13 protein-coding genes are annotated in these 13,056 nt (G+C 48.2%); 9 read left to right on the forward strand and 4 right to left on the reverse strand.

Translation table 11 applies throughout. The features are described 5' to 3' along the window. Window positions 1–89: 89 nt before the first annotated feature. Window positions 90–563, forward strand: coding sequence for a GNAT family N-acetyltransferase (locus tag KNV97_RS00125; protein ID WP_407701875.1), 474 nt, complete (start codon window positions 90–92; stop codon window positions 561–563). A gap of 70 nt (window positions 564–633) precedes the next feature. Here the strand turns inward: KNV97_RS00125 and map are convergent, their stop codons facing one another. The 4 genes from map to KNV97_RS00140 all read right to left on the reverse strand — a co-directional run bounded on the left by map (window position 634) and on the right by KNV97_RS00140 (window position 3,522). Then, window positions 634–1,185, reverse strand: a complete 552-nt coding sequence (gene map / locus KNV97_RS00130; protein ID WP_456119790.1) for a type I methionyl aminopeptidase — start codon at window positions 1,183–1,185, stop codon at window positions 634–636. Continuing rightward, window positions 1,149–1,421 carry a M24 family metallopeptidase gene (locus KNV97_RS22295; RefSeq protein ID WP_456119791.1) on the reverse strand — a complete coding sequence of 91 codons (273 nt, stop codon included), beginning with the start codon at window positions 1,419–1,421 and terminating at the stop codon, window positions 1,149–1,151. The genes map and KNV97_RS22295 overlap by 37 nt, the downstream gene beginning before the upstream one ends. A gap of 420 nt (window positions 1,422–1,841) precedes the next feature. Further along, window positions 1,842–2,285: a GNAT family N-acetyltransferase gene (locus KNV97_RS00135; RefSeq protein ID WP_218561778.1), complete on the reverse strand. Its 444-nt coding sequence runs from the start codon at window positions 2,283–2,285 to the stop codon at window positions 1,842–1,844. 247 nt (window positions 2,286–2,532) lie between these two features. Then, window positions 2,533–3,522: a 2-hydroxyacid dehydrogenase gene (locus KNV97_RS00140; RefSeq protein ID WP_218561806.1), complete on the reverse strand. Its 990-nt coding sequence runs from the start codon at window positions 3,520–3,522 to the stop codon at window positions 2,533–2,535. Window positions 3,523–4,048: 526 nt separating this feature from the next. Here KNV97_RS00140 and garD point away from each other — a divergent pair. The 8 genes from garD (at window position 4,049) to gudD (ending at window position 13,035) form a co-directional block, all read left to right on the forward strand. Next, window positions 4,049–5,599, forward strand: a complete 1,551-nt coding sequence (gene garD, locus KNV97_RS00145) for a galactarate dehydratase (RefSeq protein ID WP_218561780.1) — start codon at window positions 4,049–4,051, stop codon at window positions 5,597–5,599. Between the two features lie 65 nt (window positions 5,600–5,664). After that, window positions 5,665–6,702, forward strand: a complete 1,038-nt coding sequence (locus tag KNV97_RS00150) for a hypothetical protein (protein ID WP_218561807.1) — start codon at window positions 5,665–5,667, stop codon at window positions 6,700–6,702. Window positions 6,703–6,871: 169 nt separating this feature from the next. Continuing rightward, on the forward strand, window positions 6,872–7,282 hold the full coding sequence (locus KNV97_RS00155; RefSeq protein WP_218561783.1) for a hypothetical protein: 411 nt from the start codon (window positions 6,872–6,874) through the stop codon (window positions 7,280–7,282). A 324-nt stretch (window positions 7,283–7,606) separates the two neighbouring features. Next, entirely contained in the window at window positions 7,607–7,984 is a 378-nt protein-coding gene (locus tag KNV97_RS22080) for a thiamine pyrophosphate-binding protein (protein WP_218561808.1), read from the forward strand. A 34-nt stretch (window positions 7,985–8,018) separates the two neighbouring features. Beyond that, complete coding sequence (locus tag KNV97_RS00165; protein ID WP_218561809.1) at window positions 8,019–9,335, forward strand: thiamine pyrophosphate-dependent enzyme; 1,317 nt, start codon at window positions 8,019–8,021, stop codon at window positions 9,333–9,335. 385 nt (window positions 9,336–9,720) lie between these two features. Then, a complete protein-coding gene (locus tag KNV97_RS00170; RefSeq protein WP_136487373.1) occupies window positions 9,721–10,134 on the forward strand; it encodes a tripartite tricarboxylate transporter TctB family protein in 414 nt (137 codons plus the stop codon). 33 nt (window positions 10,135–10,167) lie between these two features. After that, entirely contained in the window at window positions 10,168–11,682 is a 1,515-nt protein-coding gene (locus KNV97_RS00175) for a tripartite tricarboxylate transporter permease (RefSeq protein ID WP_136487372.1), read from the forward strand. Between the two features lie 12 nt (window positions 11,683–11,694). Next, window positions 11,695–13,035, forward strand: a complete 1,341-nt coding sequence (gene gudD, locus KNV97_RS00180; RefSeq protein ID WP_218561785.1) for a glucarate dehydratase — start codon at window positions 11,695–11,697, stop codon at window positions 13,033–13,035. Window positions 13,036–13,056 lie beyond the last annotated feature (21 nt).

Here is a 13,056-nt window from a genome sequence, read left to right on the forward strand (position 1 = left end):
TATGCAATGAAAATAGCCTTTGAAAAGAAAAGAAATTTGATTTGTGCAGTGGTATCGTGGTCAGGCACAAAACCGAAACAGAGGTGATTATGGCAGTTCGTTTTATGTTGGCGCAGGATGTCCCCGCGGCCGCTCTGATCCATCAGGTGGCTTTTCCGCGTCAGCAATATTCACAGCAATGGCTCCAGTGCAGTTTTAAAGCCGCGCCACGTACGTTTTGTCTGGTCGCAGAGAAACGAGGGGAAGTGGTCGGTTATATCATCTGGGCGCAGAAAAGCGGCTTTCGTCCCCAGGTCGTGTTGGAACTGGAACAACTGGCCGTTGAACCCTCTCATCAGGGCCAGGGGATTGGTCGTCAGCTACTCACCGATTCCCTGCCTCTGGTCAAAGAGCAGTTACGTAATCAGGGTTCCACTCTGAAACATATCCTTATCACTACCCGGGCCGATAACCGGGCTCAGAATCTATATCGCCAGGCGTTGGGAGCGGAAGTCGAAGCGACCCTGAGCGATCTCTATAGCGCCGACGAAGTGATTATGATTGCCCGCCACATCGATGTGTAGCGTTTACGTCAGTGTACCTAAAGCCTGGCTAAGACAGGGTTGACCAAGCCCGTGTCGCTGAACTGCGGCGTTACGCTGCCGGTGAGCCAATCGGATGCTGAGCGGTAAGGACTTCGTAGCCAGTGGCGGTCACCAGTACCGTGTGCTCTGACTGGGCGGAGAGTTGATTATCTGAAGTCGCGACGCTCCAGCCATCTTGCCGGGTATAGACTTTGTCACCGCCGAGATTGAGGATGGGTTCGATGGTAAATACCATTCCTTCGCGCAGTGTCAGGCCGCGGTTGGGCAGGCCGTAATGTAAAACCTGCGGTGCTTCGTGCATTTCGCGGCCAATACCGTGCCCACAGTATTCGCGAACAACGCTGTAACCATGTGATTCAGCAAAACGCTGGATGGTGTAGCCAATGTCGCCCAGCATGGCACCGGGCCTGACTTGCCTGATCCCTGCCCACAACGCCTGATGACTCGCACTGACCAATGCTCTGGCGGCCGCATCGGCGTTCGGCATGAGATAATTTTTGCTGCAATCAACAATGAAACCCTCATGTTCGAGTGTGACATCCAGATTGAGGATGTCTGTCTCGCTCAGGGATCTGTTCGGGGGGCCGGCACGCCGTGGCAAGCAACCTCATTAACAGAGCTGTTAATCGCATAGGGATAACCATATTGCCCTTTGCTGGCAGGGCGTGCACCTAAAGTCCGGACAATAAAATCCTCAACTCTATGATTGATTTCCATGGTCGAACGGCCGGGAATGACGAACTCATCAAGCATGTCGAACACTTGTGCCAGCAGTTTGCCTGCTGTACGCATTTGGGCTATTTCCTGCGCGTTTTTGATGTGTACCGTTCTGTCCATAGCGGTTTTTCCTTACGCCAGTTTTTGCATCAGATCCAGCGAGCACCTTGCTGTCTATTTTTCGGGGGAACAGCGTTTGTGCGGCAGATATCGGATGTACAAAAACGCTTCGTTTAGCGGTGCCAGCAGCTTAATGATTAATAGCTTGATTGTATGAGTTGTCGGAAAGGCGTCAAGATAAAGCGGATGTTATAACAGGCGATTGGGCTTAATTCGAACTGACCAGCCTGATGTCGGGATGAAAAACACTCGTGCGGATCGCAATTTGTCATCCGAACGAGCCGGCGCTTATCTGAAAAAGCTGACTTGTTGTTTGAGGTGAGTGGCTAACTGGGGCAAGTCCTTAGTGCTTTGTGATGTCTGCGCTGCTCTGACTTAATTGCATCAGCGATACGGCGTTGTCGGTGAAAGAAAAGATCATTAATCATCGGTTGGCTGAAATTTCATATGAATAAATTGACAATCTTGACGATAAGTCTTGAATCCAAAACGTTGATACAGCTCAGTCGCACGGTTACCCTGAATGCAGCACAGCAGACAGGCACGTTGTAACTGGGTGCAACGTTTCGTTACGAATGTCAGTATTTCACTGCCCAGGCCTTGGTTTTGATAGGCGGGGAGAATAAAAAAGCGCGAAAAATGAAAACGATCATCATGAAGATGAAGACGAAAAGTGCCGACAGCAATCCCGTCAGCACAAATCAGGGTCGGCAGGCCTGAACGCCATTCCTGGCGATGTAACTCCAGTTGCAATTCTTCATCCCAGCCAAATTGACGGGTGATGACATCCTGCTCGCACAGTTTCTTGAGTTCAAACGCGAACAGGTAATCTGCATCGGTCGCGGGGCGCAAGGAGAGCTTCATACCGTTCCATATAGAAAATCAGATCCAAAACAAAGTCAGGACAAAGACGAAAGATGGCTATCAGCACACATCTGCTATCATGCGCTAACTATGAGCAATACCCAGTTAACGCAGGATAAAGTATCAATATGTTCACTGTATAGGATCACACCAAATTCGCCACCCTGATGGCTGAGATAATCAAGATTGCCCGGGCTTTTTTCAGAGAAAGAACAGTGGCGGCTTGTGAGCAGATCCTGACGAGCGATCAGATCTCTGCTAAGGCCGCCAAGCGCTTTTGGTTGGCGCACGCTTGCGAGTAGTCGCCGTTCATCGCAGCGATAAACCCGTCGACCGCACACTCCACCATTGCAAGGCGTGTTTCACTGGTCGCTGAACCGATATGCGGCAGCAGAAATACGTTGTCGAGTTTGGTGAGCTCAGAGTTGGCGGGTAGAGGTTCGACTTCAAACACGTCCAGCCCGGCAGCCCGAATCATGTTGTTTTTCAGAGCCGTGATCATGGCTTGTTCATCGACAACCTTACCGCGTGCCGCGTTGACAAAGACAGCACTGGGTTTCATCCGGGCAAACTGCGCCTCGCCAATCAATTTGGTGGTTTGCTCACTGAGAGGCACCAGCACAACGATGAAGTCTGAGACTTGCAGTAACTCATCCAGTTCCAGACGCTGAGCCGCGAAATCCTGTTCTGCTTCCGGGTTAGCCGAGCGATTGTGATAGCAAATCGACATACCAAAGCCATGATGGGCACGTTTTGCGACTGCGCAGCCAATACGGCCCATACCGATGATGCCCATGGTCTTGCCGTACAGATCAACCCCAAAATGTTGCTGTCCGATGTTTTGTGTCCAGCGTCCATCCAGAACCATATTAGACAGTTCAACTGCGCGGCGGGCGGCGCCCAATGCCAACAGAATCACTGTATCGGCGACCGTTTCGTTTAATACGCCAGGTGTATGAATCAGCGGGATACCGCGCTGAGTAAGGTAATCAAGATCAAAATGATCCGTACCGACGGAAATGGTTGCTGCGGCTTTGAGATTGGTGGCGGTATCGAGCAACGGTGCCGGCATATTGACCCCCGAACCAATAATGCCTTCGGCATGGGTGAGAGCATGATGAAATTGTTCACGGTTCTGCGCATTCACGCCATCGAAGCAGGTTAGATTAAAGTGACGATGTAATTTATTGAGTTCCGGATCCGGAATGGATTTATACAGTACAACATTGGGTTTCATTACCAATCTCCTGATTTTAGCAAGGTAGGACGGCATTAAATCCGGGCCAGTAAAACCGTATACGCAAAATGATTAACCACATCACTATATATTTCCGGTCTATTACAGCCAACAGATATTAAAGCCAACTGATTATCGTTATATGATTTATTATGCCACTGTATGATCATTTTAAATTATTTCAAATGATTTTGTTGAATAAATTAAATTAGTAAATAGTTCGCTGTTTAAGTGAATTTTATTTATAAATGATGATGAGTTAGTTCTGTGTGATCGTGACGTGATTTTATTTGTGACTGCGATCTCTTTATATAACTAAATTTTAATTATTAAAAATTAGTGACATTGAATCACTCTTAGACCAAAGTTCTATTTTTGTGGGTCGCTTGTGATGTGTATCTCTGCCTTTGTGAATTATTACAAAACCGGGCTGAATAAAAAGTAAATTTTTTGATAATAGTTCTGATGTTATGCAGGGTCTGATGTTTTAATTTTTATGAGTTGAATAAAAATAAGAAGTCAGATTATGAAAAATGTGCTGCCTCGCTATATCAAAGTTCATCCGGAAGACAATGTCGCTATTGTGGTCAACGATGGTGGGTTGCCGCAGGGAACCTTATTTAATAACGATTTTGCCTTACAGGAAGACATTCCCGAGGGCCATAAAGTGGCCCTGGCGCCATTCGCTCCCGGCGAGCCCATCGTGCGCTATGGTGAAGTGATTGGCTTTGCTAACGCTTCAATCCCCAAGGGTGGATGGATCAACGAATTTTTAGTCGACATTCCGGAAGCCCCGCCGCTGGATGACATTCCTCTCGCCACAAAAGTCCCCGAACCATTGCCTCCTTTGTCAGATTACACCTTCAAAGGCTATCGCAATCCGGACGGCAGTGTCGGCACGAAAAATCTGCTCGGTATTACCACCAGCGTTCACTGTGTTGCCGGTGTGGTTGATTACGTGGTGAACCTGATTAAACAGGATCTGCTGCCTAAGTATCCGAATGTGGATGGCGTAGTAGCACTCAATCATTTGTACGGTTGTGGTGTGGCGATCAATGCTCCTGCATCTGTGGTGCCGATCCGCACCATACATAATCTGGCTCTGAACCCTAATTTTGGCGGCGAGGTCATGGTGGTTGGCCTCGGTTGTGAAAAGTTACAGCCGGAAAGGCTGCTGCAGGGAACGGATGATGTCGAGACGATTAACGTCGCACCCGAAAGTATTATCTCCTTGCAAAGTGAAAACCATATTGGTTTTCAATCCATGGTGCGCAGCATTCTGGCAACCGCTGAAATGCATCTGAAAAAACTCAATCAGCGCCAGCGTGAAGAGTGTCCGGTATCTGCGCTGGTGGTGGGCATGCAGTGTGGCGGCAGTGATGCGTTTTCAGGTGTCACGGCGAACCCTGCCGTGGGTTATGCGTCCGATCTGCTGGTCCGCTGTGGCGCCACCGTGATGTTTTCGGAAGTCACTGAAGTGCGTGATGCGGTTTATCTGCTGGGGCCCCGTTGTATTGATGAGCAGGTTGGCCGGCGCCTGATGGAAGAGATGGCCTGGTACGATCATTATCTTAGCCTCGGAAAAACCGATCGCAGAGAAAACCCTTCTCCGGGTAACAAAAAAGGCGGACTGGCCAACGTGGTTGAGAAAGCGCTTGGGTCCATTGCCAAGTCAGGCAGCAGCGCGATTGTTGAAGTTCTTTCTCCGGGGCAGCGTCCGACCCGAAAAGGTTTAATTTTTGCGGCCACGCCTGCCAGCGATTTTGTCTGCGGCACTCAGCAAGTCTCATCGGGGATCACGGTACAGGTGTTTACCACCGGCCGTGGGACACCTTACGGACTGGAAGCAGTGCCTGTCATCAAGGTGGCGACACGTTCCTCGTTGGCGCGCCGCTGGCATGATCTGATGGATATCAATGCTGGTACGGTGGCGACCGGAGAAAGCTCACTCGAAGAGATGGGCTGGGAAATTTTTAACCACATTCTGGCCGTGGCGAGCGGTGATAAGCAAACGTATTCCGACCAGTGGGGCTTGCATAACGCACTGGCTGTGTTTAATCCGGCTCCGGTAACCTGATAACCGAGATAACCGATAGAAGAGATATAACAAAGACAACAATTAACGTGAAACGAGAGGAATTTATGAAAAAACTGATTAAACATGCGATTGCCTTCTCTTTAATGGCATTGCCTATGGTCGCGATGAGTGCTGATAAGCCGAACTTTGGCAATATCCGTGTGGTGATCGGCTCGAAATCGACCGGAGGCGATACCTATCAGGCCGCAGCCATTATTTCTGAAGCGCTGGCAAAAAAACTTGATACCAACATCAAAGTAGATGCGGTGGGCTCAAGTGCCGCATTCAGCACGCTGAAACGTGTTGGCAACGGCAGCACCATTATGATTTTCCACGATCAGTCATACCTGGGTAATCTGTACGGCACTCGCGGTTACTACGATATTTTCAACCAATATATTATTGGCCCCACTTTCGCGATTAACCCGGCTAACGCTTATCTTGTGCCGAAAAAATCACCCTACAATACGCTGGATGACATCATCAATGCTGTTGGTGAAGGCAAAGAAATCCGCGTAGCGATTCAGCCGGGTGGTGTTTCTGAAATTGGCTACAGCGCGGTAAAAAATGCCATTAAGATGAAGTATCCGGGGCAGGAAAGTCATTTTATTGCGGTGAATACCGGTTCTCAGGCTGATAAGAACCAACAGCTGTTTGATGGTTTGGCTGATATGATCCAGGGCAGTTTACCGGCGAATGAACAATTTACCCGCTTGCCTGAATCGGATCAGAAGGCGATGAAATTTGTCTGGTTAACCTCAACCAAAGATACCATTGCGGACGTCAACAAAAACGGCTTTGGTAGTCTGAGTCAGGAACAGATCTTCTCTTATGCTGAGCCCAATGTAGTGGTGCCGATGGATGCGCAAAGTAACTTCACGTTCGATAAAGAGTTTTTCTTCCTCTACAACAAGAAAATGCCGAAAGACCAGATCGCCTATATCGATAAAGCGTTAAAAGAGATTTATGCCGAGGGCGAAATTCAAAAAACGTTTGAGAAGGCTTTCTTTGTGCCTAACTATCGCGATTCAGCGGATGCCCTCAAGCATCTACAGGCGAAAAACGATAAATACAAACAAGTGCTTGCCAATATCACCGAGTGACGAGAGTTCGCTTTTTATGGTGGTGATAGCCATGATTAAGCCCACTCTGTGGGCTTAATCATCAGGGGCGATGCTACTGTTCATCGTTTTTGCAGCAAAGATTGAGTGATCCGCAAAGACAGGTCTCAATCATAACTGCGTTTCTATCCCTTTGATTTGAGGAGATGTCATGAAATACCTGTATATTCTTCGTGGGCCTTTTGGCACCGGTAAAACAGAATTTATCCGGACCTTATTGGCCAATGACAATATCGTCTCGTGCTGGGATTACTATCGGCAGTATGGTCAGAACCGATGGAATGAAAAATTAAAACCTTATGCGGATGAGTATTGCCGCAACGGAGTCAAAAATCTGATGGAGCAGGGGGCTAACAAGATAGCGGTCACCAATTCCTTCTCCAAATGTGAAGATATGGAATATTTTTACCAGTTGGCAGAACAGCATCAATACACCGTTTTCAGTATGGTGATGACTAACCAATGCTGTGATGAATATAAGAAGAATGTTCCGGATCACGTCATTCAGGATCAAGCCGAGAGATTGACAGCAGACATGAAGTTTTACAGCATCATCTCTTAACATACTTTCCCGCTCAGTGCTCCCGCTCGCCGGGAGCATTATCTGGCTTCTGCCTTGTCCGAGTGGCCTCTTACTCACCATATGTGCGGCTGATCTGCTCCTTAGGCTGCTATCAACTAACTGCTATCTGCGGTTTGCTTATGCTCTTTATGCCTAAAAAATCATCTTTTATAAAAAAACATTACAAGAATTTAAATAAATTGATATTGAACAAGTTTTATAGAGAGAGGATGATAAAAAACGAGATAACACGCACGGTTTTTTTGAATGCACTCCTTTGCTTTGCAGATTTTTCGCATCAATCACCGACGTGGAGATTTTCGTATGAGTAATCCAACTATCGCCTATTTTATCGCAGATACGTTGCGCCAGGCTGGCGTGGAACGCATTTGGGGAGTCACTGGCGACTCGTTGAACGGGCTGAGTGACAGCCTGAGAAAAATTGGTCAGATCGAATGGCTGGGAACCCGCCATGAGGAAGTGGCGGCGTTCGCCGCCGGCGCTGAAGCCCATCTTTCCGGGCAGTTGGCTGTGTGTGCCGGTTCTTGCGGGCCCGGCAATATGCACTTGATTAACGGCCTGTTTGATTGTCACCGTAATCGGGTTCCCGTGTTAGCGATTGCGGCACATATCCCTTCTGCAGAAATAGGAACCAACTATTTTCAGGAGACTCACCCCCCAGGAATTATTCAAAGAATGTAGTGTTTTCTGTGAGTTAGTTTCCAACCCAGAGCAAATGCCTTACTTGCTTGAAACCGCGATGCGTCAGGCTATCCTGCACAATGATGTGGCCGTGCTGGTACTACCAGGCGATATAGCGCTGAAACCGATGCCGGAAGGGGTGTTACCGAAGTGGAGTTTGCCTAAACCGGCTTTGTATACGCCGCATACATCGGATATTGAACAGTTAGCGCAGTATCTCAACAGCAGCGACAAAGTGACGCTGATGGTTGGTGCCGGAGTGAAAGGTGCGCATCAAGAGGTGGTGGCTCTGGCAGAAAAACTGCAGGCACCGATTGTGCACGCTCTGCGCGGGAAAGAATACATCGAATATGACAATCCGTACGACGTAGGGATGACCGGTTTGATTGGCTTTGCCTCCGGTTACCACGCGATGCGTGAAGCGGATACTTTACTGCTTATTGGTACCAGCTTCCCGTACCGGGCATTTTATCCGGAGAATGCCAAAATTGTACAAATCGACAATAACCCCGCCTCTCTTGGTCGTCATACTCAGATAGAATTTGGTGTGCTGGGGGATACGAAAGCGACATTGGACAAGCTGCTGTCTTTTATCAGTAGTGGCCGTTCATCCAAACATCTGAGCGACTGTATTGCGAACTATAAGCAGGCGCGTAAAGGTCTGGATGATCTGGCCAGTGGTAAAACCGGACGTGGTCTGATTCACCCGCAATATCTGGCGCGCTTAATTAGTGAGCAAGCGGCAGAGGATGCGGTATTTACCTGTGATGTCGGTACCCCGACTGTGTGGGCGGCCCGTTATCTGGAAATGAATGGTCAGCGCCGCCTGATCGGTTCGTTTAACCATGGCTCAATGGCCAATGCGATGTCACAGGCGATGGGCGCGCAGGCGCTGGATCGCACTCGTCAGGTTGTTGCCCTGTGTGGTGACGGTGGCTTCTCTATGCTGATGGGGGATCTGTTGTCTCTCAATCAGCTGGATTTACCGGTTAAAATCATCGTATTCAATAACCGTTCTCTGGGGTTTGTTGCGATGGAGATGAAAGCCGGAGGCTATTTATCAGATGATACCGATCTGCAGAACCCGAGCTTTGCCGAGATCGCCCAGGCATGTGGTATCAAAGGTATTCATGTCACTGATCCCGAGGCGCTGCCGGGGGCACTGAGCGAAACGCTGCATTATCCGGGGGCGGTGGTTCTGGAAGTGGATACCGCAAAACAAGAACTGGCGATGCCACCCCAGATCAATATAGAGCACGCGAAAGGGTTTAGTCTTTACATGCTCAAAGCGATCATTAACGGTCGTGGCGATGAGATTGTTGAACTGAGTAAAACCAACTGGCTGCGTTAGCAACCAACACGCCCATCAGTGGATAAGTAATTTCACTATTCACTACTTAGTAAAAATGGCCTGACGGTAATTCCGTCAGGCCATTTTTTAGAAAACAGATCTGGCTACGGTAAGGATTGTGATGGCTATCAGATTTCTACTTGCATCTGCATTTTGTAAAGAAGCACAAAAGCGACCCTGGCATGAATTTATTATAGGTATTTATTTTATTTAATAAAAACAATAGCTTAATTGTTTTGTGTCCGTGTCACACCCTGTTGTTGGATCCTACAAAATAGCCCGTTAACTTAATGCTATTTTTGGAGTTTTTAATAAAGCCCTCGCTTGGTCGATAGTCATATACTAATTCAAACAAAATCAAAACTACCCTACACAAGGAAACGATATGCTCGATGTAAATATTGACTTTGCACAATCGCATTGGTTTTTTCCAAAAATAATCATCACCTGTTTAATCTGTCTGCTTATGATTATTTTGGTCAAAGAGAGAAAAATAATAGCAGCCAGTGTGAAGTCATTTTCCTGGCAAAAGATCATCAATAATAACAACTATAAAGCTTACTTTTTTCTGGCCCTTATTAGTGGTTACATATTAATTATGCAACAGCTGGGAGAAATTTTCCCTAATACTGGCTATGCGTTTTTGATTGCGACCGTTCCTTTTCTCTTCATCATTCCATTTCTAATGGAAAAAGAAATAACGCAGAGAAAAGTTATCTATATAACAATAAATTCAATTTTATCACCAGTGATTGCCTGGGTCGTTTTAGGGCAGATGTTTGGTATTACCTTGCCTTAAATTTATTACGTGAAACTGAATGTGGAATATCTTATGGAAATTTTGTCACATTTATCTGTCAATATGTTTTTACTGAGCTCCATCGGGGTCCTGATTGGGATTATCTTTGGTGCCATACCTGGTATGACAGCGACGTTAGCGGTTGCGGTCTGCCTGCCATTAACCTACTCACTCGGTCTGAATGATGGCCTGGCACTGCTGCTTGGACTGTACGTCGGTGGCATCTCGGGAGGCCTGGTTCCTGCAGTACTGCTCAATATTCCCGGTACGCCTTCTTCCATCACCACAACATTTGATGGTTATCCCATGGCCCAGAAAGGGCAAGGAGAAAAAGCACTCAAAGTGGCGGTCGCTTCGTCACTGTTTGGCGGTTTGTTCAGTGCGGTGGTGCTGTATTTCTTTGCCCCTTTCTTAGCAAACTTTGCGATTAAATTTTCGACGGTTGAAAAGTTCCTGCTCATTTTTCTGGCACTGACAGTGATCTCCTCACTCTCAAAACACATCCTGATGGGCATCTTCAGTGGCTTGCTTGGCATTTTGATCAGCCTAATCGGCGCGTACGACATTTCTGTTGGCGGTAATGGCGAATATCGTCTCATGCCACAGGCACTGGAAGATCAACTGAGTTTTGGTTTCTCGCTGCTTCCTGTGCTGATCGGTATGTTCGGGCTTGCCGCGATCATCACCGCCTGTTGCCGCGTCAGCCAGGCTGATCATGTGCAAGGGGACATGATCCAGTTGGATCGCAAAACGCGCTTTGACTGGAAAGTCTTTAACGGGCAGTGGTTTAACCTGATTCGTTCTTCGTCGATTGGGACTTTTGTCGGTATGTTACCCGGTATCGGTGGTAGTGCCGCTTCGGTGCTGGCTTATACCCAGCAAAAGAACATCAGTAAGAATAAGGAGCAAATGGGTAAGGGCTGTCCAGAGGGCATTATTACTTCCGAATCGGCTAACAATGGTCTGACTGGTGGCGCATTGATTCCCTTGCTGTCGCTGGGCATTCCGGGCGATTCAACAACCGCGGTATTGATTGGTGCCTTTACCCTGCAGGGTATTCAGGTCGGTCCATTGTTCATTAACGAAAATCTCGAAACCTGGGATTTTATGATCCTCTCACTGTTTTTCGCCAATTTCGTCATGTTTGCCATCATGTACTTCGCCATTCGTCACGTCGCTAAAGTGGTGATGATTCCTAAGTACATTCTCTATCCAATCATTGTGATGATGTGTGTCATCGGAGCCTATGCCATTAACTACGGTGTGATGTTTGATGTCTGGACTCTGGTGTTATTTGGTGTGTTCGGCGTGGTGGCCCCCAAAATTGGTCTCGAAGTAGTGCCGTTTATTATCGGATTTATTTTAGGCAAATCGGCCGAAGTCTATTTCGTCAAAAGTATTGAGTCTTACGGAAACCTGTCGGTGTTCTTCACCAAGAGCCCCATCGCCATGTGCTTGTGGGTGATTATTCTGGCGTCGGTCATGTATGCAATTCGCTCAGTGTTTAAAACAAAGAAGCAGACGCGTGCTGATAAAAAAATAGCTTAAAGGATGAATAGTATGAATTTTGAAAAAGGTATGCCTGTTATTGAAAATATGTTGGTGATTCCGGTAGCCGGTCACGACAGCATGCTGCTCAATCTCAGTGGCGCACATGCCCCTTACTTTACCCGCAACATTGTCATTATGGAGGATAATTCCGGCAATATCGGTTTGGGTGAAGTTCCGGGAGGAGAGAGTATCCGTAAAACACTCGAAGATGCGCGCGGCTTTATCATCGGCCGTGGCCTGGGTGAATATAAAAATATCATGAATCAGGTGCGCCACGCGTTTGCTGAGCGTGATGCCGGTGGGCGTGGCTTGCAAACCTTTGATCTTAGAACGACCATCCATGCTGTGACCGCTATTGAAGCTGCGATGCTTGATTTGCTCGGCCAGGCGTTGAACGTGTCGGTGGCGTCTCTGCTGGGTGAGGGTCAGCAACGCGATAAAGTCGAGATGCTGGGTTACCTGTTCTTTATCGGTGACCGCAACAAAACCGACCTGCCTTATCAGAGTCAGCCGCAGGATAACTGCGACTGGTACCGCATTCGCCATGAAGAAGCGTTAAGCGCTGAGCGGGTTGTGCGTTTGGCGGAAGCATCCTACGAAAAGTATGGCTTCAACGACTTCAAACTGAAAGGCGGTGTACTGCGCGCCGAGGAAGAAGCGGAAGTGATCAAAGCGCTCGCTGCCCGTTTCCCGCAGGCTCGGGTGACGCTTGATCCTAACGGTGCCTGGTCTCTGGAAGAAGCGATTCGGGTCGGGAAAGAACTCAAAGGTGTTCTGGCTTATGCCGAAGACCCGTGTGGTGCAGAACAGGGGTATTCCGGCCGTGAAGTGATGAGCGAATTTCGCCGCGCCACAGGCCTGCCGACTGCAACCAACATGATTGCCACCGACTGGCGTCAGATGGGGCATACCATTTCGCTCCAGTCGGTCGACATACCTTTGGCAGATCCACATTTCTGGACCATGGAAGGCTCGGTACGTGTGGCGCAGATGTGCCACGAATGGGGCCTGACCTGGGGATCACATTCCAATAATCATTTCGATATTTCGCTTGCCATGTTTACCCAGGTTGCCGCCGCGGCACCGGGCAACATTACCGCCATTGATACCCACTGGATCTGGCAGGAAGGCAATCAGCGCCTGACTAAAGAGCCATTGCAGATTCGTGGCGGCTTTGTTGCTGTGCCTGATAAGCCGGGCCTGGGCATTGAGGTTGATATGGCTCAGGTCGAGAAAGCACATGAGCTTTACAAAAATATGGGACTGAGCGGACGCGATGACGCCATTGGCATGCAGTACCTGATTCCTAACTGGACATTCGATAACAAAAAACCGTGCTTGGTTCGTTAAGCGCAGACAGAGGATAACGTA

It is taken from the genome of Vibrio ostreae, assembly GCF_019226825.1.
GTDB classification, from domain to species: Bacteria; Pseudomonadota; Gammaproteobacteria; order Enterobacterales; family Vibrionaceae; genus Vibrio; species Vibrio ostreae.